This is a genomic window from Roseateles sp., assembly GCF_039595295.1.
Taxonomy (GTDB): Bacteria; Pseudomonadota; Gammaproteobacteria; order Burkholderiales; family Burkholderiaceae_C; genus Roseateles.
Genome location: NZ_JBCNLU010000004.1, coordinates 40865 through 64792 on the forward strand (window position 1 = coordinate 40865; position 23928 = coordinate 64792).

The following is a 23928-nucleotide window of genomic DNA, read 5'->3' on the forward strand; positions in this document are numbered from 1 at the left end:
ATTCATATACACCCGCTGCCTGGCACTCGTCGCTCGTCACTCCGCTCCGAGACTCCTCCGACGATGCCCTTCAACCACGCCACTCTGTTGCTGACTGGCCAGCCTCTCTCTACACGCTCGCTCGCGTCCGCTCGACTCGCCCACTGCTCAACCGGCAATGCCCGGCGCTTCCGACGCTCGCCCCCTCCGGGGGGACTTCGCCCGCATCGACCGCTTCCGTCGACTCGATGCGCCGCCTCGCCTCAGCGCGCCGCGACAGCCACCGCGTGCGGCACCGCGCGGAAGCTGATGGCCAACCGGTTGTAGGCGTTCATCAGCCCGATCGCGATCGTCAAATCCGCCAGCTCCTTTTCATCGAAGACCGCTCGCGCCGCCGCGAAGTCTTCATCCGGAACGCCCGTCGCCGCGACACGCGTCACCGATTCCGCCCACGCCAACGCCGCACGCTCGCGTGCATCGAAGAGCACACCCGCTTCCTCCCACGCCTGCACCAGCGCGAGCTTCTCGACGGGCACGCCCTTCTTGAGCAGATCGCGCGTGTGCATGTCCAGGCAGTACGCGCAGTTGTTGATCTGCGAGATGCGCAGGAAGACCAGCTCGACCAATGCCGGGGCTAGCCCGCACTGCGAGACATAGCCGTAAACACCACCAAGCGCTTTGACGCCAGCAGGCGAGGCTTGCATGTAATCGAGTCGTTGAGTCATGAAGAGCTCCTAGGAATTGAATGATTGGCCGATCAACCGATGACCAGATATCGCCGCTGACCTTGCCCATCTCCCGCAAGCAAGAGCGTGTCGCTGCTGGAGTTACCCCCTCTCCCGCTTGCGGGAGAGGGTAGGGGAGAGGGTCTTCTCGTCGCTCTGAGGCCAATTCTTCCCTCACCGTGGTCCAATCGAAAGCACCAGAAACCGCAATCCTTGCTGTACCACGATGCCACCGCCCATCGCCCTGCACCTGGACAAGAGCTCGCCGGTCCCTCTGACCGACCAGATCCACCGGGGCATCGCGACCGCGATCGAGCGCGACGTCCTCACCGCCGGCATGCGCCTCCCATCATGGATCGACCTCTCCTCCCAGCTCGGCGTATCCCGCGGCACGGTCCGCATCGCCTACGAGAAGCTCGCCGCAGACCAACTGATCGAAGCCTCCCGCTCGGCGGGCACCCGCGTCGCCGTCCGCCCGACGACGCCCAGCGGGAAACCCGTCCACCCACCGCCCCCCGTCGACCCCGGTCCCTTCATCACCCTCTACCGCGAGCTCACCTGCGGCCCAGGCCTGTTCCAACCCGGCATCCCCTCTCGGGAGAGCCTGCCCTCCAAGCTGATGACGCGCCTACGCGCACGCTCCCTCTTCGCGGAAACCACCGGCTCACCGCTGTACCCCGACCCTCGCGGCGAGCTCGCCCTGCGCCGCGAGATCGCCGGCTACCTGGCGGTCTCACGCGGCATCGTGTGTTCCCCTGACCAGATCCTGATCACCGCCGGCTACGCGGCCGGACTCGGCATCGTGCTTCGAGCCCTCGGCATCGAAGGCCGACGCGCCTGGATGGAGGAACCGGGGTTCTTCTTCACGCGACAAGCGCTGAGCCTCGCCCGGCTGGAGACCGTGCCGATCCCCGTGGACGAAGAAGGCCTCACCGTCGACGAGGCCCTGCGCCTCGCCCCCGACGCCGCGCTCGCCGTGGTCACACCCGGACAGCAAGCCCCGCTGGGCGTGACGATGTCCCTCCGCCGCCGGCTCCAGCTGCTCGCTTGGGCCGCGGACTCCGGCGCCTGGATCATCGAGGACGACTACCTCAGCGAGCTCCAGCTGCAGGGCCGCGCCGCGCCCGCGCTGGCCTCACTGGACACGCGCGGCCGCGTCCTTCACATCGGCTCCTTCAGCAAGACCATCGATCCGCGATTGCGCCTGGGCTTCATCGTCGCGCCGACCGCGGTGCTGCCGAAGCTGGCGGAAGTCGCCGCCTGCCTGGCGCCTCCACCCGGTCCCGCGACGCAGCTCGCGATCGCCGCCTTCATGCGCGACGGCCACTACCTGCGCCACCTGCGCCGCACCAAGCGGCTCTACCTCGCGCAGCGCGAGCACCTCATCGCGCACCTGCGCCGGTTGGGACTCAAGACGCACGCCGCGGCATTGGCCGTCCTCGTGAGAACTCCCGCCGCCGCCTCCGACCTGTCGCTCGCGCGCGCGCTGTTTCCCTTCGGCATCGCGCCGGCGCCGCTGTCGGTCTGGTATCAGCGGCCCGAGCTGGCGCAGCCCGGGTTGATGCTCAGCGTGGCGACTGCCCCGATCCCGCAGATCGCGAGGGCGTGCGAGCGGCTGAGAGACGCCATCGACGCCATCGGCGCTCAACGCTTGACGCCGAGCGCCTAAGGCCTCAACAAGCCCAGGTCATACAGCCCGCCCGTGATCGATCCCTGCTCGGCGACCAATCGCAATCGCAGCAATGAACTGTACATATATACAGTAAAATTACGCCGATCTGCCTCAGCCGTTCACGCACGAACCGACGCGAACGTTTCGCCCCTCGCCCCGCAGCCCTTTCCATGAACGGCTCACCCCTTTACACCGTCGCGGTGCGCGAGCTGTGCGAGTTCACCGCCAAGCAGGGCGATCTGGACCTGCGATTCACACCCTCGCCCTCCGCGGAGGAAGGCGTGGCCGGACATGCGCTGGTGCGAGGACGGCGTGGCGCGGGTTATCGCGAGGAGGTGGCGCTGCAAGGGCGGCATGGCGAGCTCGTCGTGCGCGGCCGGGCCGACGGCATCGACGCGGCGCGCCGCCGCGTCGAGGAGATCAAGACTTTTCGTGGCTCCCTCGACCGCCAGCGGCCCACGCATCGGCAGCTGCATTGGGCGCAGGTCAAGATCTACGGCTGGCTGGCCTGCAGCTCAGAAGGCTGGGATGCGGCCGAGCTCGCACTGGTCTATCTGGACCTGGACAGTCAGGAAGAGACGGTGCTCGTCGAGCGCTGCATGGCCGAGGACCTGCGCCTGCATTTCGAGTCCCACTGTGAGCGGTTCATGGTTTGGGCGACGGCGGAAGTGGCGCGTCGGCGGCAGCTCGATGCGGCGCTGGAGTCGATGCGCTTTCCCTTCGGGGACTTTCGCAATGGACAGCGGCCCTTGGCGGAGGCGGTGTATCGCGCCGCTGCGCGGGGGCGGTGCCTGCTGGCGCAGGCCCCGACGGGCATCGGCAAGACCATGGGCACGCTGTTCCCGATGCTCAAGGCCATGCCGACGCAGCACTTGGACCGAGTGTTCTTCCTGACGGCCAAGACCTCGGGACGACAGGCCGCGCTCGATACGCTCGCACACGTGCCCGCGCCGCTGCGCGTGCTGGAGCTGGTCGCGCGCGACAAGAGCTGCGAGCATCCCGACCGCGCCTGCCATGGCGACTCCTGTCCATTGGCCAGGGGCTTCTATGACCGGGTCCCGGCAGCGCGCGCCCAGGCGCTGCAGGAGCAGACATCGGCTGCGCTCGCGCTGAACCGAGACGCGGTGCGCCATGCCGCACTCTCGCAGGGCGTGTGTCCGTACTACCTGAGCCAGGAGCTGGCGCGCTGGGCGGACGTGGTGGTGGGCGACTACAACTACTACTTCGACCATGGTGGGCTCCTGCACGGGCTGACACAGACGAGCCAATGGCGCGTGGGCCTGCTGGTGGACGAGGCGCACAACCTCGTCGAGCGGGGCCGCCGGATGTTCAGCGCGACGCTGTCCCCCCAGACGCTTCGGCTGGCGCGGCGCGTGCCCGGGTTGGCGACCGCGGCGCCGCGCTTGCACCAAGCGCTGGGCAAGGTCGCGGCCGCATGGCGCGCGATCGACCGAGCGCAGGCCGAGCCCTATGCCGCTCACGAGCGCGTTCCCGTCGCGCTGCTCACGGCGCTCGACCGCAGCAATGCCGTGATCGCTCAGCATCTTGCCGAGCACGCCGACCACGCGGATCCGGCGCTGCTCGACTTTCATTTCGAAGCGCTGGCGATGAGCCGCGCGGCGGAACGCTTCGGTCCGCATTCGCTGTTCGACGCGCAGCGGCCTACCTCCTCGCATGCCCATGCGGGAAGCTCGACCTTGTGCATCCGCAACGTCGTGCCGGCGCCATTCCTCAAGCCTCGCCTCGAGGCGGCGAGGACAGCGACGCTCTTTTCCGCGACGCTGCTGCCCAGGGACTATCACGCCGAGCTGCTCGGCCTGCCGCAGGAACACCTGTGGGTCGATGTCGAATCCCCCTTCCAATCGGCGCAGCTGCAGGTGCACACCGCCGCGCACATCTCGACGCGCTACCGGGATCGGGCCGGCTCACTGGCGCCCATCGCGGACCTGATCGCGGAACAGTTCCACCAGGTGCCTGGCAATTACCTGGCGTTTCAGAGCAGCCATGAGTACCTGGAGCAGGTCGCCGATCTGATGGCCCAGCGCCATCCCGGCGTGCCGCAATGGCGGCAATCGCGCCGGATGAGCGAGCGTGGGCAGCGCGAGTTCCTGGAGCGATTCACCAACGACGGGCGCGGCGTCGGCTTCGCGGTGCTCGGCGGTGCGTTCTCCGAAGGCGTGGACTTGCCCGGCCGACGCCTGATCGGGGCGTTCGTGGCAACGCTGGGCATGCCGCAGGTCAACCCGATCAACGAGACCCTGCGCGCGCGAATGGAGACGCTCTTCGGCGCGGGGTACGACTACACCTACTTCTATCCTGGCCTGCAGAAGGTGGTGCAGGCTGCGGGCCGAGTGATCCGCACGACCGAGGACTTCGGCGTGCTCCACCTGATCGACGACCGCTTCGCTCACCCAGAGGTTCGGCGCTTGTTGCCGCCCTGGTGGTCTTCATCGGCGCCCCGATTGCCACGCGATCGGTCGATCGTTCACGGAGACTGTGATGACGCAAGCCCACAAGACCCTGCTGGCAGCCGCCAATGCGGCCATCGCGACAGGCGACATTGAAGGCTTCCTCGACGGCCGCCGATCGGACAAGGCCGATGAACTTGGCAGCGTGCGAGCACGCCTGCGGGATACCGGGGTGGGGTCAGACGTCGTGCGACGCTGTGAGCAAGAAAAAAGCCCTAGAGCGTTGATTCTCTAGGGCTTTTTGGGTTTCCTGAAACGGTTTGGGACCGCCTGGAATGATCTGTTGGTGGAGAGGAGGAGGATCGAACTCCCGACCTTCGCATTGCGAACGCGACGCTCTCCCAGCTGAGCTACCCCCCCAACGAAGACTCAGACTATAGCAGAGATTCTCCGAAGCTCCGTCGCCAGCGCAGTTTCAGAACGCGAATCGCACACCCTGCGCGATCGGCCCATCGAGACGCCCGTCGAGCCGGGAATTAGCGCTGCGGCAGCCGGCTCACCAGCGGCAGCCCTTGTCCCGGATCGCATCGCGCGCCAGCGGTACGACCGCCAGCAGGCCCTTGTCCGCGTAGGCCTTGCGGCACTCCTGCTGGGCCGCCTTCTTCATCTCCTCGGCCAGCGCGTCCTTGTCGATCGGCGGCTTGGGCAGCGCCTGAACGACCCCGTAGGCATTGCCACGGGCCGCCATCGGGCCGCGTGAAGGATTCAGGTCAAGGTTGAGCTTGGGAGCTTTCGGCTTCGCCGAGGCCGGCGTCGCGACGTCTTGGCCGACGCGCGCGCCCGCGTCCGGCGCGCCGACGCTGGGCTGCGTGCTGGTCTGCGCCGTCGAGCCATCCAGCGACACCCGGTTGGCCGGCGCCTGAGTCGGCGAGGGCGTCGCCGCGGACGTGGAGGCCGTGGTCGGTGGCGTAGCGGGTGTCGGCGTCGGCGTGGTCGCTGGAGTCGTGGGGGCGGGCGCTGGTGCGGCTGTCGCCGCCGGCGTCAGCGGTGGCAGCGCGGCGGGCGCCTTCAGTTGCGTCGGCAGCGGCGCCTGCGAAGAGCGCTCCACCGGAACGCTGTCCAGGCGCCGCAGCGTGGTCGGTGTCTCGCTGAGCATGGGAGCGGGGCGCTCGGGGAGCTGCACGGGCGAGGGCGCTTGCAGCGCCTCGGTCGGTACGGCGGAGCGCGTCGGCTGAATGTCGCGCGAAGGCGTGATGCGCGTCGGCGTGACGGTCGTGGTGTCGCTCGGCATCGTGAGCGGCGTGGGCACCGGCTGAGGCGTATCGACGGGCGGCGCGGGTGTGGGCTCGGCGGCGGGGGCTGGCGATGTCGTTGCCGCGGGCGCGGGTGGCGCCGGTGCCGGCGCGGGCGCCGTGGCGGCGGGAGGCGCCTTGCGATCGCTCGGCGCGTCGCCGGTCAGCTCGTCGCCGGGCTGTTGGCGCCATTGGCCTTGGCGGGCCGCGCCAGGCGTCTTGCGTTCTTCCGGCGTGGGTGGTTTCTCTCGCACAGCGCCGCCGGAGCGCGCCTGCTTGGCCTCGCCGACCGGGCCGCGCTCGGGGATGACCGTCGCGGGCTCGCCCGAGCCGGGCTCGTGGCGGTCACCTTGCAGGCGGATGTTGATCGAGCCCCAAGCGCCTTCCCCGGGCTTGGCGCTACCGCCGGGCGCGGTTCCGAACACCAGCACCAGCAGCACGTGAAGCAGCACCGCCAGCAGCAGGGCTTGGCCCATCTGGTCGGGGACGCGTTGCGTGGAAACCTGGACGGGGTCGAGGACGGCGGACAAGGGAGTGATCGCGGCGGTCGGCGCTGGGGCGCAGCATAGCCGCCTTCACCGAGGCCCCGTGTCAGGACTTGTCTTGGGGAAGAAGAGTGGAATAGCTCAGCCCGGATTGGACTGATTCAGATCCGCCCGGCGGGCGCCGGTGAATCGCTTGGCCCAGTAGGCCTCGCGCATGTCCTCGACACGCACGGCCCCGCCGACGCGCGGCGAGTGGATGAACTTGCCCTCGCCGACGTAGATGCCCACGTGCGAGAAGGTTTGACGCATCGTGTTGAAGAACACGAGGTCGCCCGGCTTCAGATCTTCCTTGCGGATCGGGACCAGGCTGGACATCTTGGCCTGCTCGTCGGCACGGCGCGGGAGCACCAGACCCACCGACATCTCGAAGATGTGGCGGGTGAAGCCGCTGCAGTCGAAACCGTTGGAGACCGAGTTGCCGCCGCGCTTGTATGGGACGCCCAGGAAGTTCATCGCCGACAGGACCAGATCCGAGGCCTTGTCGCGGACCTGGTTCAGCAGGCCGGGATTGGTCGAGGCATTGGTTTGAACATCGGCCTGCGGCGTTCCGGCCTGGGCCTGCGCGACGATGCCGCGCGATTGCAGGAAGCGGGCGACCGAGTCCCCCGCGTTGCCGGCGGCGGCGCCCATCATGGCGGTGGCAGGCAGATTGGCGCTGGGCGTGCCGGCGGTCGTCGGCTGAGCGGGCTGCGCCGCGGCCAGCGTGGCGGCGGTGCCGGCCACGGCCACCGTCGCGGCGGTCGCCGTGGCAGCGGCGGGCGCGCGCATCAGGCTCTGGCCGTAGGCGCCCATCATCGTGCCGGGCGGGGGCGCCGCATCCGCGCGGACGTCCGGCTTGGCGTCGACCTTCGCATCGGCTTTCAGGTCCGACTTCAGATCGGCGACCTTGGTGTCAGGCTTTGCGCTGGCGGCGGCTGGGGCCGGCTTGTCGGCCGTGCGGGACTTGTCGTCCTTGGCTGCCACCTGCTGCTTGTTTTTGGACGACTCGCCCTTGCCGGCCTTGGCCGACTTGCTGGAGGGCTTCTGCACCGGCTCGGACTTGGCCTTGGCGGCCGGCTTGGCGGCGGCCTTGGCGTGGGTCTTGGCCGTGTTGTTGGTTGACGAGGTCGACTGTTGCGCCCAGCAACTTCCGCTCGCGAAGACGCAAATCAGCCCCAGTGCGGCCATGGCGCGCTGGAGTGGACGTCGACGGGAGAAGGGGGCGGTGAAGCGAACGGTTCTCATCGTTGTTGGGCGCGGAGGTTAAAAACCCTCTCCGCGCCGGTCAAGCGCGATTGCCCTCGGGAATGCGCTTGGCTAGGGAAAGTCCGGGCATGGCCGTGACCGCTCCCAGGAGAAACCCGGATTGGACCACAGCCCTGTGGCACGACGCTGTGAAGGTTCGTTTCCAAACCGGCGATTCCGTGCGTACTTCGCGCAGGTCAGCGTGACGTCAGACCGTCTGCATGAAATCGCCTCCAAACACACGGCCCGACCCCGCCGCCCGCAGCGCCCCGGATCGCGGACCGTCAGAACGACAAGGAGACCGCCATGACCCGCACGACCCGCTACGACGCCTTCTACCGGCGCTCGATCGACGACCCCGAGGGCTTCTGGACCGAGCAGGCCGGCCTCATCGATTGGCATCGGCCCTTCGACCAGGTCTGCGACGACAGCCGGCCGCCGTTCGCCCGCTGGTTCGTCGGCGGGCGGACCAACCTGTGCCACAACGCGGTGGACCGGCACGCGGCCCGGCGGCCCGAGGACGCGGCGCTGATCTGGGTGTCCAGCGAAGTCGGCCAGGAGCGCGTCTACAGCTTTGCCGCGCTCAAGGACGAGGTCGAGGCCATGGCCGCGATGCTGCGCGAGCAGGGCGTCGGTGTCGGCGACCGCGTGCTCATCTACATGCCGATGATTCCCGAGGCCGCTTTCGCGATGCTGGCCTGCGCGCGGATCGGCGCGGTGCATTCGGTGGTGTTCGGCGGCTTCGCCAGCCATGCGCTGGCCAATCGCATCGACGACGCGGAGCCGGTGCTCATCGTCAGCGCCGACGCGGGCAGCCGCGCCGGGCGCGTCGTCCCCTACAAGCCGCTGCTCGACGAGGGCATCCGCCTGGCCGCGCACAAGCCGACCAAGGTGCTGATGGTCGATCGCGGGCTGGCGGCCTTCGATCGCGTGGAGGGACGTGATCTGGACTACGCCGCGGAGCGCCAGCGGCTGCTGGGGTCACGTGTTGCCTGCGAATGGCTGACCTCGGACGCGGTCAGCTACACGCTCTACACCAGCGGGACGACGGGCAAGCCCAAGGGCGTGCAGCGCGACGTCGGCGGCTATGCGGTGGCGCTGGCGGCCAGCATGGCCCACATCTACGACGGGCGGCCGGGGGAGACCTTCTTCTCCACCAGCGACATCGGCTGGGTCGTGGGCCACAGCTACATCGTCTACGGGCCGCTGATCGCGGGCATGGCGACGCTGATGTACGAGGGCACGCCCGTCGCGCCGGACGCAGCCGTCTGGTGGCGGCTGGTGGAGCGCTTCAAGGTCACGGTGATGTTCAGCGCGCCGACGGCGGTGAGGGTGCTCAAGAAGCAGGACCCGGCCTGCCTGACGCGGCATGACCTGAGCTCGCTGCGGACGCTGTTCCTCGCCGGGGAGCCGCTGGACGAGCCCACCGCGCGCTGGATCGCCGACGCCATCGGCAAGCCCATCATCGACAACTACTGGCAGACGGAGACCGGCTGGCCCATCCTGACCCTGGCGCGCGGGGTCGAGCCGGCCCAGCCCAAGTTCGGCTCACCCGGCGTGCCGATGTACGGCTACCGCGTGCAACTGCTGGACGAGCAGACGGGCGAGGAACTCACCGAGCCCGGCCGCAAGGGCCTGCTGGCGATCGGCTTCCCGCTGCCGCCGGGCTGCATGCAGACCGTCTGGCGCGACGACGAGCGCTTCGTCCGCACCTACTGGAGCGGCGTGCCGGGTCGGCAGGTGTACTCGACCTTCGATTGGGCCGTGAAGGACCAGGACGGCTACTTCTTCATCCTTGGACGCAGCGACGACGTCATCAACGTGGCCGGCCATCGGCTCGGAACGCGGGAAATCGAGGAATGCATCGCCGGTCACGCGGCGGTGGCGGAGGTCGCGGTCGTGGGGGTGGCGGACGCGCTCAAGGGGCAGGTCGCGATGGCGTTCGCGGTGCTGAAGGACCCGGCGCGCGCGGCGACGGAGGAGGGGGCCAAGACGCTGGAGGCCGAGATCATGAAGCGCGTCGACCAGACGCTGGGCGCGGTCGCGCGGCCGGCCCGGGTGCGCTTCGTCGGACTGCTGCCCAAGACGCGCTCGGGCAAGCTGCTGCGGCGGGCGATCCAGGCGGTGTGCGAGCAGCGGGATCCCGGGGATCTGATGACCCTGGACGATCCCGCGGCCCTGCAGCAGATCAAGGACTTGCTGGGCTGACCGACTTGCGCCGGATCACCATCGCCATCACCGCGGCCAGCAGACAGGCCGCGCCGGCGACGTAGAGCGCCGGGGCGTAGCTCAGCAGCAGGCTGCGGCTCAAGCCCGCACCGTAGGCGGCGACGGCCGCGCCGATCTGGTGGCCCGCGAAGATCCAGCCGAACACCATGCCGACCTTGGCGGCGCCGAAGCGCTCCGCCGTCAGACGGACCGTCGGCGGCACGGTGGCGATCCAGTCCAGTCCGTAGAACACGGCGAAGAGCGACAGGCCGTAGAGCGTGAACTCCGCATTGGGCAGCCACATCAGCGACAGCCCGCGCAGCGCGTAATACCAGCACAGCAGCTTGCGCGCGTCGTAGCGGTCGCTGAGCCAGCCCGAGGCGATGGTGCCGATGAAGTCGAACATCCCCATCATCGCCAGTACCGAGGCCGCCGGCACCGCTGCCAGGCCGTAATCGCCGCACAGCGAGATGAAGTGCGTCTGCACCAGGCCGTTGGTCGACAGGCCGCAGATGAAGAAGGTGCCGAAGAGCAGCCAGAAGGTCGGCTGTACCGAGGCCTCGCGCAGCGCGACGAACGGAGTGCGCCAGGTCACCTGCGCCGCCGGGACGGCCGGTGCGGTGGCCGCCGCGGCCACCGCGGCCGGATCGGCGCCATAGGGCGCGAGGCCCACGTCGGAGGGGCGGTCGCGCATGAACAGCAGCACCAGCGCCATCACCGCCAGGCACAGCACGGCCAGCGGCAGCAGCGGCGAGCGCCAGCCCCATTGCTCGATCATCCACGCGGCGACGGGCAGGCAGATCAGCTGACCCGTCGCGGCGCTGGCCGTCAGGATGCCCATGATCAAGCCGCGGCGCGTCGCGAACCAGCGGTTGGAGACGACCGCGCCCAGCACCAGCGCCGTCATGCCGCTGCCCACGCCCAGCATCACGCCCCACAGCAGGACGAGCTGCCACAGCTGCGTCACCAGGCCCGCGAGCAGCATGCCGCCGCCCACCAGCGACAGCGCCGTCGCCACGACCGCGCGCACGCCGAAGCGCTCCATCAGCACGGCGGCGAAAGGGCCCATCAGCCCGAACAGCGCGAAGCGCAGGGCCAGCGCCGACGAGATCTGGCTGGTCGACCAGCCGAATTCCTTGGCCAGCGGCTGCAGCATCGCGCCCGGCAGGCCCAGCGCCGCCGACATGAACAGCATGGTCAGGAAGGTCAGCCCGGCGATCACCCAGCTGAAGTGGAGACCCTGGTGGGTCATGCGGCGGGACAGGGCGGGTGCGAGCATGGCGGCCTCGGTCGGACGGCGGTGGGTCCGCCGGTTTTGATGATGGGCGGCATCGTAAATCCGAGCGCCTCGATGTGCTTGGATTTAATGATGACCATATTCAAAACCATGGCTTCGCGAATCGCTGGCGACGCGCCGGCGGCGTCGCTACGATGACGCCCATCATGAAAGTCAGCAAGGAACAGTCCGCCGCCAACCGGCAGGCCTTGGTCGAGACGGCGTCGCGCCTGTACCGGGAACGCGGCATCGCCGGCGTCGGTCTGGCGGAGATCGCGCGCGAGGCCGGCTTCACGCACGGCGGCTTCTATGGGCGTTTTTCGTCCAAGGAAGAGCTCGCGGCCGAGGCCTGCGATCAGGCCTTCGAGCACGCGCTGGGCAAGTTGTCGGCGCAGTTCGAGCGGCACGAGGGGGACCTCACGACGCTGCTCAAGCGCTACTTCGGCGCGACGCATCGCGACACGCCCGGGGCGGGCTGCCCGATGACCTCGTTGGCGGTGGACGCGGCGCGCGAGGGGGGGCTGCTCGGGCAGGCCATGAGCACCGGCATCGCGGCCTATCTGCGCGAACTCGCCGTCCATCGTCCCGATGGGACGGTCGCCGACGAGCCCACACCCGAGGACGAGGCCCGCGCGATCCGGACGCTGACCACGATGGTCGGCGGGATGGTGCTGGCGCGCGCCTGCGGGCAGGGCGCGCCGGGGCTGTCGGATCAGATCCTCAAGACGTCGCTCGAGCAGCTGACGAAGGCAGCTTGAGGACGCCCACCGCCAGCGCGGTGCCGATCAGCACGACCAGGCAGCCCAGCGCCATGCCGACGCTCAGGGTCTCGCCCAGGAAGATCCAGCCCCAGAGCAGACCGAAGACCGGGATCAGGAAGGTCACCGAGATGGTGTTGGTCGGCCCGACCCGCTTCATCAGGCGGAAAAACAGGATGTAGGCGATGCCGGTGCACAGCAATGCCAGCAGCGCGACCGCGCCCCAGGCGTGCGCGCTGGGCAGGGCGGCCGGTCGCAGGGTCCAGGCCGGCGCGGCCAGCAGCAGCGCGGCGGCGAACTGGCTGCCGGTGGCCACGGCCAGCGGGCTGGCGCCGGACAGATAACGCTTGGTCGCGCTGGCCGCGACACCGTAGCTGAGCGCGGCGATCAGGCAGGCGACGATGGCGAAGCCGCTGCCGCCAGGCTTGAACGAGGCCTTGTCCCAGGCCAGCAGCACCACGCCGGCGAAGCCCAGCGCCAGACCCAGGAGCCGCGATCCGTCCAGCCGCTGCCCGAACCAGGCCCAGGCCACCAGCGCGCCCCACATGGGCGTGGTGGCGTTGAGGATGCTGGACAGGCCGGCGTTGATGGACAGTGCGGCGAAGCTGAACAGCGCGAAGGGGAAGGCGCTGTTGAGCAGGCCCACCAGCAGCAGGCCCTTCCAGTGGGTGCGCAGGTCGCCGAGACCCTCGCGCAGGCCCAGCAGCGGAATCAGGAACAGCGAAGCGCCGGCCACCCGCACGGCGGCGGTGGTAACCGCGCCGAACTCGGGCGCAGCCATGCGCATGAAGAGGAAGGACGCGCCCCAGATGGCGGCCAGAACCAGCAGTTCGATCAGATCGCTTCGCTTCACGCGGGCACCTTTTGCGGAGGGGGCGAGGCGCGGAGGGTAACCGGCAGACCACCTTCGATTGTCAGTAAGGCCTCTTTGCGATGCAGCCCGCCGGCATAGCCCGTGAGGCTGCCGTCGGCGCCGACCACGCGGTGGCACGGGATCAGCACCGAGACCGGATTGCGGCCCACCGCGGCCGCGACCGCGCGGACCGCTTCGGGGCGACCGAGTCGGGTGGCGAGCTTCCCGTAGGTGATGGTCTCGCCCGCGGGGATCGCGAGCAGCGCTTGCCACACGGCCTGCTGGAAGGGCGTGCCGCGCGGCGACATCGGCGGCAGCGCGGGCGCGGCGTCGTCGGACTTGCCGGCGAAGTAACCGCGCAGCACGGCGACCGTGGCGCTCAGCAGCGGATCGGCGTCGTCGCGCGGGGCGTCGACCGCGCCGGGGTGGTACTTCTGACCTTCGAACCAGAGGCCCGACAGGCCTTCGTCGTTGCGAGCGACCAGCAGCGCGCCCAGGGGCGTGGCGGTCTCGGTCCAGGCAGTGTGAGCGCTTTTCATCGTGTCATCTCCTTCTTCATGGCGGCGGCGGAACGTCCCGCCGCTGTGGTCTTGACGGATTTCTCGGCCGCGCGGGCGGCGCTGGCGGCAGCGCTCGCGGCGGAGGCCTCGCGCCACAGCTGCAGCACGGCGTAGCTGCGGTAAGGGGCGAAGTGTTCGGCGGCGGCGATCAGCTCGCGGGGCCGCAGCGGCGTGCCGGCGCGTTGCTCCAGGCATTGCTTGAGCACCACGTCGCCGGGCAGGTAGGCGTCGGGCCAGCTCCAGCCGCGCATCAGCATGTAATGCGCGGTCCAGGGACCGAGGCCGGGCAGGGCGGCCAGCTCCGCGATCGCGTCCTCGACCGTGCCGCGGCCTTGCGCGAAGGCCAGCGTCGGCCATTGGCGGGCGAGGTGGATCAGCGCTTCGGCCCGGCGCGCGGGCATGCCCAGCGAGGCGATGTCGTCGACGGTCGCGGCGGCGAGCGTCGCGGGCATCGGGAAGACATGGGTGACGCCGTCCGGCGCGCCCAGCGGGGCGGGCAACGGCTCGCCGAATCGGGTGATCAGGCGCGTGGCCAGCGTGCGCGCCGCGGCGACGGTGATCTGCTGACCCAGCACCGCACGGATGGCCAGCTCGAATCGGTCCAGCGAACCCGGCAGCCGCAGCCCCTCGGCGGCGGGGCCGAGTTCCTCGTCCAGCGCGGCAGCGATGGCCTGAGGGTCGGCATCCAGATCCAGCCAGCGGCGCAGTCGCGGCATCAGCTGCGCGATCGCCGGCCACAGCGAGGCGCTCAGCGACAGCCGCACCTGGGCGCGCTCAGCGCCGTCCGGGCTCAGCCGCACGGACACCCAACCCAGCAGGTCCGGCTGACCGGCGCGGACCAGCCGCACGCTGCGCGACAAGGTCAGCGCTTGGACATCGACGCGCTCGACGCCGGGCACCGCACGCGCGGCCAGGAAACTCAGCAGCGCGGTCCCGAGCAGCGGCGGGCGCAGGTCGAGGCGGAGCTCGGCGGTTTCCGAGATGGCGGTGCCCGTCAGGGCGGGCGCGGTGTCGGATCCGCCTTTTCGCAGCGCGGACGGGCTGAGCCGGTAATGCTCCTGGAAGGCGGCGTTGAAGCGGCGCAGCGAGGCGAAGCCCGCGGCCAGCGCGACCTCGGCGATCGTCAGCCGGGTATCGGTGAGCAACTGTTTCGCCAGCAGCAGGCGGCGGGTCTGCAGATATTGCAGCGGCGCGACGCCGTGGACGGTGGTGAAGACGCGCCGCACATGGCGCTCGCTCACGCCCAGGTGGGTGGCGAGGGCGGGCAGGGAGGCCTCCTCGGGGGCGCACTCGTCCAGCCAGCGGGCGGCCTCGCGGGCGAGCACCTGGGCGGCGTCCATCGTGCTCCAAGGGCGGGAGGCGGGCGCCAACTCGGGGCGGCACTTCAGGCAAGGGCGGAAGCGGGCGGCCTCGGCCAGCGTCGCGCTCGGGAAGAAGCGGCAGTTCTCGCGCCGCGGGGTGCGGACGCGGCAGATGGGGCGGCAATACACGCCGGTGGAGGTCACCCCGACGAACCATTGGCCGTCGAAGCGCGCATCGCGCGCCAGCAGCGCCGGGTAGCAGTGTTCGGGGTCGAGCAGAAAGTCCATGCGACGAATCATAGGAGCCGGTCCCGCCCGGGGCTGGCCGTTTTCGGACATGTCCCTGAGCGCGAGGCGGACCCGCCCTGGCCCGTCTTTTGCCTGCGTGCACCGGGTTACACGGGCGCCTCACGAGGCCTGCCTACAATCCGCCCAGTTTTTCGAACCGGCCCGGTCCGTGCCGGGGCGATTTGTCCCGATTCACTCCAATTCCTACAGGGAAGCACATGCAAGTTCACGCATCCATCTTCAAGGCCTACGACATCCGTGGCGTCGTGGGCACGACGCTGGACGAGACGCTGGCCGAGCACCTCGGCAAGGCCTTCGGCACGGAAGCCGTCCAGGCCGGCGAGAAGGCCGTGGCCGTGGGCCGTGACGGCCGCGTGTCCGGCCCCTCGCTGGTGGATGCGCTGATCCGCGGTCTGAAGTCGACCGGTCTGGACGTGGTCGACATCGGCGCCGTCACGACGCCCATGCTGTATTACGTCGCCGCCACGCGCGGCAAGCATGGCTGCAACTCCGGCATCCAGGTCACGGGCAGCCACAACCCCAAGGACTACAACGGCTTCAAGATGGTGCTGAAGGGCGCCGCCGTCTACGGCGAGCAGATCCAGGGCCTGAAGCGCCGCATCGAGGCCGAGGACTACGCCATCGGCGAGGGCCGCGTCGCCAAGATGGACATCGTGGCCGAGTACGCGCACCGCATCGTCTCCGACGCCAAGCTGGCGCGCCCGATGAAGGTCGTGGTCGACAGCGGCAACGGCATCCCGGGCGCGACCGCCCCGGCCATCCTGCGCGCGCTGGGCTGCGAGGTGGTGGACATCTTCTCCAAGGTCGACGGTGACTTCCCCAACCACCATCCGGATCCCTCGCGTCCCGAGAACCTGGAAGACCTCAAGCGCATCGTCCACGCGACCGACGCCGAGCTGGGTCTGGCCTTCGACGGCGACGGCGACCGCCTGGGCATCGTGACCAAGGACGGCACGATGATCATGCCGGACCGCCAGATCATGCTGATCGCCGCGGACATCCTCAAGCGCCTGCCGGGCTCGGAGATCATCTTCGACGTCAAGTGCACGCAACGACTGGCCCCGTGGATCGAGGAGCACGGCGGCAAGCCGCTGATGTGGATGACGGGCCACTCGCTGGCCAAGGCCAAGCTCAAGGAAACCGGCGCGCCGCTGGCGGGCGAGCTCTCGGGCCACATCTTCTTCGCCGAGCGCTGGTACGGCTTCGACGACGCGATGTACACCGCCGCCCGCATGCTGGAGATCCTGTCGCGCAGCGAGGACCCCAGCAAGGTGCTGAACGACCTGCCCAACAGCGTGAACACGCCCGAGCTGAACGTCCCCTGCAAGGAAGGCGAGCATCACGAAGTCGTGGCCAAGCTCAAGGAAATCGCCGAGTTCCCGAACGCCAAGGACATCATCACCATCGACGGCCTCCGCGTGGAGTACGACGACGGCTTCGGCCTGGTGCGCGCGTCCAACACGACGCCGGTGCTGGTGCTGCGCTTCGAGGGCCACACGCAAGAGGCGCTGGAGCGCATCCAGAAGGAAGTGCTGGCGCAGCTCAAGCGCGTCAAGCCGGACGTCACCTTCACCTCGGGCCATTGATGGCGGGCGCCTGGCCGCCGCCGGCCGATTCGATGAAGGAGCGTCTGGCGCGCTCTTTCTTCAGCACGGTGCTGCGGCTGGGATCACCGGCCTATCTGCTGCGGCTGTTCCTGCGCGGCCGCGTGGAGCCGCTTTACAAGGCTCGCATCGGCGAGCGCTTCGGCTTCGGGCCGGCGATCGCGCCGGGCTCGGTCTGGGTGCATGCGGTCTCGCTGGGCGAGACCCGGGCGGCCGTCGCGCTGATCGATCAGCTGCGACGTGACCGGCCCGGCATGCGGCTGCTGCTCACGCACACGACGGCGACCGGTCGCGAGGCCGGCCGCGCCTTGCTGCGCGAGGGCGACGAGCAGCGCTGGCTGCCCTTCGACACGCCCGGCGCGGTGCGCCGTTTCCTGCGTCGCACGAAGCCCGCCGTCGGCGTGCTGATGGAAACCGAGATCTGGCCCAACCTGCAGCACGAGGCCTTGAGGGCCGGCGTGCCCATGGTGCTGGCCAACGCGCGCCTGTCCGCGCGCAGCCTGCGCCGCGGGGAGAAGTTCAAGGCCTTGCTCGCCCCGGCGGTGCGGACCTTGCGGCTGGCGCTGGCGCAGTCCGCCGAGGACGCGGACCGCTTGCGCCAGGCCGGCGTGGCGGACGTGCGCGTCTGCGGCAACCTCAAGTTCGACTTGCAGCCCGATGAGGCGCTGATCGCGCGCGGCCGCGCGTGGCGCGCCGAGCTGAATCGACCGGTGCTGATGCTGGCGGTGTCTCGCGAGGGCGAGGAGGCCGCGATGCTCGCCGCTTGGAAGCGCGCGGCGGCGGAGCGCGCCGCGGCGGGCTCGCCGCTGCTGCTGATCGTGCCGCGTCACCCGCAGCGCTTCGACGAGATCGCCGCGATGGTGAGCGACGCCGGGCTGGTGCTCGCTCGCCGCAGCGCCTTCGGCAGCCAGGAACAGGCCACGCCGCCGCTGAGCGCGCGCGTCGTGGACGTGTGGCTGGGCGACTCGATGCGCGAGATGGCGCTGTACTACGGGCTGGCCGACGTCGCGCTGCTCGGGGGCTCGTTCGAGAAGCTGGGCGGACAGAACCTCATCGAGACGGCCGCATGCGGGGTGCCGCTCTTCATGGGACCGCACACCTTCAACTTCGCGGAAGCGGCCGAGCTGTCGCTCGCCGCGGGCGCGTCCAGGCGCGTGGACACGCTGCCGACGGCGTTGCGCGAGGCGCTCGCGCTGATCATGCGCCCGCAAGAACGCGATGCGATGGCGCGTGCCGCGACCGAGTTCGCCTCGGCGCATCGCGGCGCGGCGGCGCGGATGGCGGCTCCGATCCTGCACCTTGCCAACGCCTGATTCCTACTGGAGCCCTCTGAATCGATCGATGCGGGCGAAGTCGGCTGACAAAGGGAGTCGCCCGCCGGGGCGAAAACCCGGCGGGGTGTAGCGGAAGGCGACTACTGGTTGCTGGTGGACCTGACCTCGCCGAGGGTGGTGACGCCCTGCAGGACCTTGGCGATGCCGTCCTGACGCAGCGTCCGCATGCCCTCGGACATCGCCTGGTGCATCAGTTCCTCGGCTCGCGACCCGGTCTGGATGAGCCGCCGGATGGTCCGGCTCACGACCAGCAACTCATGCAAGCCGGCGCGTCCCTTGAAGCCGGTGTTGTCGCACTTCTCGCAGCCCGGGCTGTGATAGTGGAGCAGGTTGGGCTGGCCGAACTGGCCCTTCCATTCCGCGAGTACCGCGTCCCGCGAGGGCCGGTGCTCCGCCTGGAACACGTGCAGGTAGTCGTCGAGCAGTTCGTTGAGCATGGCCTCGGGCATGGGCTCGGACTTTCGGCAAGCCGGGCAGATCCGCCGCACCAGCCGCTGCGCGAGCACCGCCAGCAGCGAGTCCGCGAAGTTGAACGGGTCCATGCCCATGTCGAGCAGACGCGTCACGGTTTCCGGCGCGCTGTTGGTGTGCAGCGTCGACAGCACCAGGTGACCCGTCAGCGAGGCCTCAACCGCGATCTCGGCCGTCTCCTCGTCGCGGATCTCGCCGACCATGATCACGTCCGGGTCCGCACGCAAGAAAGCGCGCAGCGCCTTGGCGAAGGTCCAGTCGATCTTCGGATTGACCTGCACCTGCCGCAGCCCGGCTTGCGTGATTTCGACCGGATCCTCGGCCGTCCAGATCTTGCGTTCCGGCGTGTTGATGTGCGACAGCACCGAGTGCAGCGTGGTCGTCTTGCCCGAGCCCGTCGGCCCGACGCACAGCACCATCCCATAGGGCCGAGACGCCGCTTCCTTGAGCTGCTTCAGGTTGGACGGCGAGAAGCCCAGCTTCTCCATCGGGATGGGCCGCGCGGACGCCAGCAATCGCATCACCACGTCTTCCAGCCCGTTGTTGGTCGGGATGGTCGCGACCCGTAGCTCCAGCTGATGCTGGGGCGAGAAGCGCGCGAAGTTGATCTTGCCGTCCTGCGGCTTGCGGCGCTCGGAGATGTCCAGGTCGCACATGATCTTGATGCGGGCGATCATGGCGCTGCGATACGTGTGCGGCAGCTCCAGATGAGGCTGCATGACCCCGTCCTTGCGGAAACGGATCTTGAGCTTCTCCTTGCCCGGATGGGTCTCGATGTGGATGTCCGACGCGTTCTGGTTGTGGGCGTCGATGATCATGCTGTTGATCAGCCGCACCAGCGAGTTGTCGCTCTGCTCGATGGGCCGTTCTTCCTCGCGGGCGATCTCGCGGGCCTGCTGCTCCTGACCTTCGCGCTCGAGTGTCTCGATCAGCTTGTCGGAGCTGTCGAGCTCGAAGTCCATGGACAGCGCCGGCAGGCCGGTGTCGCGGCTGGCGATGGGCTGGCCGCCGAAGCGCTCGTACGCGGTCGGGATGGCGAACTGCAGGGAGCCCAGCCGCGCCAGCGCGGGCACGACCTTGAGCTGGGTGATGAACTCGACCTCGTCGATGCAATCGCGCCGCGTGGGATCCTCCATCGCGACGATGAGCTTGCCCTCGCGCAGCACCAGCGGCAGCACCTCCAGGCGTCGCGCCACGGAGAAGGGCAGCTTGCGCACCGCGTCCGGCTCGATCGCGAAGTTGTCCGCGTCGACCAGCGGATAGCCCATCTTGCGGGCCAACGCCGATTGCAGCTGCGCGCGCGTGACGATGCCCTTGCGCACCAACAGCTCGCCCAGCGGCACCGAGCGGTCCTGCTTCTGCTGCTCCAGCGCCTCGTCCAGCTGCGTCTGCGTGATCAGCTCCAGCGCCAGCAGCGCCTCGCCGATGCGCACCATGGGCATCTTGGCTTGCTGCTCGATGGCCAGCATCAGCTGCTCGGCGCTGACGATCTGCTGCGCCACCAGGATGTCGCCGACGCGGCGATCGCGCAGCTGACGCTGCTCGTCGACCGCGTCCTGAACCTGCGCGGCGGTGGCGACGTGCTGACGCACCAGCAGGTCGCCGATGCGCTCGCCGATCTCGAAGCTGGCCAGCACCTCGCGGGGCACGAACATGCAGCGCACCCAGTCGCTGGTCTCGCTCACCGGAGGGAAGAGGAAGAGACCGAGATCGCTCTCGTGATGACCGATGGTCGTGCCCTTCTGTTCCTCGCCGCCCTGATAGACCAGCCGGAACTCGCTGCGCGGGCGCTGGTCCAGCGTGAGCGGATCCTTGACCTGTTCGGGGCTTTGCGGGGGGACCTCGATCGCGTGCAGCAGCTTGAGCGTCTTGAACTGCGAGAACTTCAGCGGCATCGCGTTGCGCGCCGGCGGAACCACCACCTGCGCCAGGCGTTCGCTGGGCACCATGAGGATCACCTTGCCGACGGCGCGGCTGCCGTTCAGGCCGAGGATCTCGCAGGCCAGCGGCTCGCGCTGGGGCTTGGACTGGGGGTAGGCGGCGAAGGGCGGGGTCGGCCACTCGAACAAGGGCGGTTGCTCGGCCGGCGTGAGGCCGGGCTGGGCATACGGCCATTGGAGCGGCGCGGACGGGTCGGACATGTAGGCGGTCTCCGAAGGGGGCGCCGGGAACCGGGGCTGTCCCGGCGCGTCTGGACCGCGCGCCGTCTGCCCGCCTCCCGGGTTCTCATGGGGCGGGAGAGTAACACCTGCCCCGCTAGACTGCGGCGCATGAAGAAGATTCTGCTGACCGGCTTCGAACCCTTCGGCGGGGAGTCGATCAACCCGTCGTGGGAACTGGCACGCGCCCTGAGCGGCGAGATCATCGACGACGCCAAGGTCGTGGCGCTGCAACTGCCCTGCGTGTTCGGCGAGTCGCTGCGTCAGCTCGACGAGGCCTTGCAGCGGATCCGGCCGATCGCGGTGCTGGCCATCGGACAGGCCGGCGGGCGCTGCGATCTGTCGCTGGAGCGCGTGGCCATCAACGTCGACGACGCGCGCATCCCCGACAACGCGGGCGCGCAGCCGATCGACGAGCCGGTGATGCCGGGCGGTCCGGCGGCCTATTTCTCGACGCTGCCGATCAAGGCGATCGTGCAGGGCTTGAGAGCGGCGGGGTATCCCGCCTCGGTGTCGCAGACGGCGGGGACCTTCGTCTGCAATCACGTCTTCTACGGGCTGCAGCACCGGCTGAGCCAGTTGCGGCAGCTCCAGGGCTGTGCGATCCGCGGCGGCTTCATGCACATCCCTTATCTGCCGGAACAGGCCGCGCGCCATCCCGGCGCGCCCAGCCTGCCTCTGCCCACGTTGGTGGCGGCGACGCGGCTCGCGCTGGCGCTCGCCGTCGGCGCCGAGGAGATCCGCGCCGGAGGCGGGCAACTGGATTGAGCCGCCGCCCGCACCGATGCCTGGCATCGAGACGCAGCGGTTCTGCTCGTCCCGAAGAAGGCCGGGAACCACCTCGACTTGTCAATCGGATAGCAAGGACGAGTCATTTCGTTGGGAAACGAAAGCGGTAGCGGCGATTCGGAAGCCCTGAACAGCGCTTTTCGCGGGCTGCCAAAGCGGCTTGAGCTTTGTCAAGGATCCGGGCGGTGCGAAAGCACTCGACGCCCTGGCGGCGCAACTGAGGCGACTTGTGCTCGACGGAAGCCGGCCCCGCGCTGGCGGCGTCAAGCGCAAATCTCTCAACCCGCGGGTGCACCCCCCGCACATCGGAGCCCCCTTCTCATGAACTCTCGTCACGTCATCCTGGCCGCCCTGACCGCTGCGCTGTCCGCCGGTGCCGCCACTTCGGCCCTCGCCGCCGACAGCAAGGGCAAGGAGAAGTGCTACGGCATCGCCAAGGCCGGTCAGAACGACTGCGCCAACACCGCCGGTACCCATTCCTGCGCCGGCCAGTCCAAGGTCGACCACGCGCCCGACGAATGGAAGTACGTCGCCAAGGGCAGCTGCAAGGCGGCCGGCGGCAAGACCGCCGACGAAGTGAAGGCGGAAGCGAAGACCGCCAAGCCCGCCAAGGCCGGCCAGTGAGCCGCGGCGCCACGCTGTGGCCGGTCGCGGTCGGCATCGGCTGGCGCCAGCCCCATTACCGCCAGGTGATGGAGCAGGGAGCCGACGGGATCGACTTCCTGGAAGTCCACACCGAAAACTTCATCGCGCCCGGCGGCGCCGCCCGGCAAATGCTGCTGGACGCCGCCCGGCGCCATCCCATCAGCCTGCACGGCGTCGGCCTGGGTTTGGGCTCCGCCGCCGGCATTGACTGGCTGCATCTCAAGCGGGTGCGCGCGCTGACCGAGGCGGTCCGTCCGGCGGTGATCTCCGAGCACGCCAGCTTCAGTCGCGTGCAGCGTCATGACGAGGCCGTGCACGCGCACGAGCTGCTCCCGATTCCGTTCAGCGCGCGCAGCCTCGCACTGCTGGCGAGCCACGTCGACACTGCCCAGCAGGCGCTGGGCCGCAAGCTGCTGATCGAGAACCTCAGCGCCTACGTCGGCTGGGAAGAGAGCCATCTTGCCGAGCCGGAGTTCTTCAATGCGCTGGCGGTGAAGACGGGTTGCGGTCTGCTGGTGGACCTGAACAACCTGCTGGTCAACGCGCTCAACCGAGGCCTGGATGAATCGGCCGCCGTCGACGCCTGCCGGTCCTGGCTGGACGAGATCGACGCCGCTGCGGTGGGCCAGTTCCATCTGGCGGGTCATGCGCGGCTCGACGGGATCGTCATCGACGACCACGGCAGCCCGATCTGCGAGCCGGTCTGGACGATCTACCGCCATGCACTGTCCCGGATCGGCGCTCGTCCGACGCTGGTCGAATGGGACAACGAGGTGCCCCCCATGGCGGCGCTGGTCGCCGAGGTCGATCGCGCGCGTCAGGAACAGGAAGCGCTGGGCCGCGCCCTGATCGCGCCGCCGCCACAGCGTCCCAACGCTCGCAAGGCCCGCGCCGCGATGGCGCGTCGCTCGCCTTTGGAGAACCGTCATGCCGCTGAATGACTTCGAGGGACTGCGAGAGCGCTACGAACTCCTGACCGCGCAATCCCGGCTGGTGGACGCGGTGCTCGCGCCGCCCGGGAGCGAACTCGCGGCCATGGCGCCGGCAGGGGTGACGCCTCTGGCCGGCATCAAGGGGGGTCTGGACCGGGCACTGCAGGCGTATCGCACGCATGCCAGCGTGCTCGCCGACCGCGCGCTGACCGCCATCTATCCGAGACTGCGGGAGCGCATGGAAGCGCACGCCGAAGGCAGCTTCGCGGCCTTGGCCTGGTCGTGCTGGCGCGGCAACGCGCCGACGCAGAGCGATCTGGGCGATTGGGGCGAAGTGCTGATCGGGCGGCTCGAACGGTCTCGCCAAGAGGACGGCCTTCCGGCCGCATGGGTCGCCATCGCCCGCATGGAATGGGCGCTTCATCGCATCGAGCGGCAGCCCGACGCCGGGCCTGACCTGAGCAGCCTGGCCCTGTTGGGGCGGCTGCCTCCGGCCGCGCTGCGTCTCACGCTCTCCGATCTGGCGGTGCTGCAGCGCTGCGATGTGCCGGAGCTCGCCGAGGTGGCGGCGCTCCCGGAGGAGGCCTGTGGCGATGGGCCTCGCGTCGCGCTGATGGTCTGGCGTGAGGGTTGGAAGGGCGCCGTGATCGCGTTGGACCTTCCGACGCTGCGCTGGTGCGAGGCGCTCTGCGACGGCGTGGACCTGGAGCGGGCCTTGATGGCGGCGGGCCCGCATTTCGATTTCAGCGCCTGGCTACCGGCGGCGGTCCGTCGGGGCTGGCTGGCACGGGTGGAGAGCGTCGATCTGGCGCCCGTGCATCCCTTCAAGTCCGCACGATAAGCATGCGAGAGGAACGATGGTGTTGAGCAATGAACCGGGGCGC

General features: G+C 69.4%; 18 protein-coding genes and 1 tRNA gene. 10 read left to right on the plus strand and 9 right to left on the minus strand.

Annotated features, from left to right (window positions below; translation table 11 throughout):
- Positions 1-242 precede the first annotated feature (242 nt).
- Positions 243-704, minus strand: a complete 462-nt coding sequence (locus tag ABDW59_RS04495; RefSeq protein ID WP_343628294.1) for a carboxymuconolactone decarboxylase family protein — start codon at positions 702-704, stop codon at positions 243-245.
- 226 nt (positions 705-930) lie between these two features.
- On the opposite strand from ABDW59_RS04495, the gene ABDW59_RS04500 reads away from it, so the two are divergent.
- Together ABDW59_RS04500 and ABDW59_RS04505 are read left to right on the plus strand one after the other, a co-directional pair.
- A complete protein-coding gene (locus ABDW59_RS04500) occupies positions 931-2373 on the plus strand; it encodes a PLP-dependent aminotransferase family protein (protein WP_343628295.1) in 1443 nt (480 codons plus the stop codon).
- Positions 2374-2546: 173 nt separating this feature from the next.
- Positions 2547-4940 (plus strand): ATP-dependent DNA helicase, encoded by a 2394-nt coding sequence (locus ABDW59_RS04505; protein WP_343628296.1) that lies wholly within the window; start codon positions 2547-2549, stop codon positions 4938-4940.
- Positions 4941-5128: 188 nt separating this feature from the next.
- On the opposite strand, the gene ABDW59_RS04510 is transcribed toward ABDW59_RS04505, so the two are convergent.
- From ABDW59_RS04510 to ABDW59_RS04520, 3 genes are all read right to left on the minus strand, one after another.
- Positions 5129-5204, minus strand: a tRNA-Ala gene (locus ABDW59_RS04510).
- Positions 5205-5340: 136 nt separating this feature from the next.
- Positions 5341-6606 (minus strand): hypothetical protein, encoded by a 1266-nt coding sequence (locus ABDW59_RS04515; protein ID WP_343628297.1) that lies wholly within the window; start codon positions 6604-6606, stop codon positions 5341-5343.
- Positions 6607-6702: 96 nt separating this feature from the next.
- Positions 6703-7845: a C40 family peptidase gene (locus ABDW59_RS04520; protein ID WP_343628298.1), complete on the minus strand. Its 1143-nt coding sequence runs from the start codon at positions 7843-7845 to the stop codon at positions 6703-6705.
- 306 nt (positions 7846-8151) lie between these two features.
- Here ABDW59_RS04520 and ABDW59_RS04525 point away from each other — a divergent pair, with 306 nt between their 5' ends.
- Positions 8152-10053: a propionate--CoA ligase gene (locus ABDW59_RS04525; protein WP_343628299.1), complete on the plus strand. Its 1902-nt coding sequence runs from the start codon at positions 8152-8154 to the stop codon at positions 10051-10053.
- On the opposite strand, the gene ABDW59_RS04530 is transcribed toward ABDW59_RS04525, so the two are convergent.
- The gene (locus ABDW59_RS04530; protein WP_343628300.1) at positions 10034-11332 is read right to left on the minus strand and encodes an MFS transporter; all 1299 of its coding nucleotides are present in this window, start codon (positions 11330-11332) and stop codon (positions 10034-10036) included. The genes ABDW59_RS04525 and ABDW59_RS04530 overlap by 20 nt on opposite strands.
- Before the next feature lie 164 nt (positions 11333-11496).
- Here ABDW59_RS04530 and ABDW59_RS04535 point away from each other — a divergent pair, with 164 nt between their 5' ends.
- Positions 11497-12087 carry a TetR/AcrR family transcriptional regulator gene (locus ABDW59_RS04535; RefSeq protein WP_343628302.1) on the plus strand — a complete coding sequence of 197 codons (591 nt, stop codon included), beginning with the start codon at positions 11497-11499 and terminating at the stop codon, positions 12085-12087.
- Here ABDW59_RS04535 and ABDW59_RS04540 read toward each other — a convergent pair.
- Genes ABDW59_RS04540 through ABDW59_RS04550 form a run of 3 tightly spaced genes read right to left on the minus strand, consistent with a single transcriptional unit; the run spans position 12050 to position 15089 of the window.
- Positions 12050-12940 carry a DMT family transporter gene (locus tag ABDW59_RS04540; RefSeq protein WP_343628303.1) on the minus strand — a complete coding sequence of 297 codons (891 nt, stop codon included), beginning with the start codon at positions 12938-12940 and terminating at the stop codon, positions 12050-12052. The genes ABDW59_RS04535 and ABDW59_RS04540 overlap by 38 nt on opposite strands.
- Positions 12937-13479 (minus strand): methylated-DNA--[protein]-cysteine S-methyltransferase, encoded by a 543-nt coding sequence (locus ABDW59_RS04545; protein ID WP_343628304.1) that lies wholly within the window; start codon positions 13477-13479, stop codon positions 12937-12939. The genes ABDW59_RS04540 and ABDW59_RS04545 overlap by 4 nt, the downstream gene beginning before the upstream one ends.
- Entirely contained in the window at positions 13476-15089 is a 1614-nt protein-coding gene (locus ABDW59_RS04550; protein ID WP_343628306.1) for an Ada metal-binding domain-containing protein, read from the minus strand. Before ABDW59_RS04550 ends, ABDW59_RS04545 begins: the two co-directional genes overlap by 4 nt.
- Positions 15090-15307: 218 nt before the next feature.
- Between ABDW59_RS04550 and ABDW59_RS04555 the strand changes: the two genes are divergently transcribed.
- Both ABDW59_RS04555 and ABDW59_RS04560 read left to right on the plus strand, forming a co-directional pair.
- Entirely contained in the window at positions 15308-16696 is a 1389-nt protein-coding gene (locus ABDW59_RS04555; protein ID WP_343628307.1) for a phosphomannomutase/phosphoglucomutase, read from the plus strand.
- Complete coding sequence (locus tag ABDW59_RS04560) at positions 16696-18027, plus strand: 3-deoxy-D-manno-octulosonic acid transferase (protein ID WP_343628308.1); 1332 nt, start codon at positions 16696-16698, stop codon at positions 18025-18027. The genes ABDW59_RS04555 and ABDW59_RS04560 overlap by 1 nt, the downstream gene beginning before the upstream one ends.
- Positions 18028-18128: 101 nt before the next feature.
- On the opposite strand, the gene ABDW59_RS04565 is transcribed toward ABDW59_RS04560, so the two are convergent.
- A complete protein-coding gene (locus tag ABDW59_RS04565) occupies positions 18129-20024 on the minus strand; it encodes an ATPase, T2SS/T4P/T4SS family (RefSeq protein WP_343628480.1) in 1896 nt (631 codons plus the stop codon).
- A 765-nt stretch (positions 20025-20789) separates the two neighbouring features.
- Here ABDW59_RS04565 and pcp point away from each other — a divergent pair.
- From pcp to ABDW59_RS04585, 4 genes are all read left to right on the plus strand, one after another.
- Positions 20790-21446, plus strand: a complete 657-nt coding sequence (pcp, locus tag ABDW59_RS04570; protein WP_343628309.1) for a pyroglutamyl-peptidase I — start codon at positions 20790-20792, stop codon at positions 21444-21446.
- Positions 21447-21788: 342 nt separating this feature from the next.
- Entirely contained in the window at positions 21789-22091 is a 303-nt protein-coding gene (locus ABDW59_RS04575) for a DUF2282 domain-containing protein (protein WP_343628310.1), read from the plus strand.
- Positions 22088-23053 carry a DUF692 domain-containing protein gene (locus ABDW59_RS04580; RefSeq protein ID WP_343628311.1) on the plus strand — a complete coding sequence of 322 codons (966 nt, stop codon included), beginning with the start codon at positions 22088-22090 and terminating at the stop codon, positions 23051-23053. The genes ABDW59_RS04575 and ABDW59_RS04580 overlap by 4 nt, the downstream gene beginning before the upstream one ends.
- Positions 23040-23885 carry a hypothetical protein gene (locus ABDW59_RS04585; protein WP_343628312.1) on the plus strand — a complete coding sequence of 282 codons (846 nt, stop codon included), beginning with the start codon at positions 23040-23042 and terminating at the stop codon, positions 23883-23885. The genes ABDW59_RS04580 and ABDW59_RS04585 overlap by 14 nt, the downstream gene beginning before the upstream one ends.
- Positions 23886-23928 lie beyond the last annotated feature (43 nt).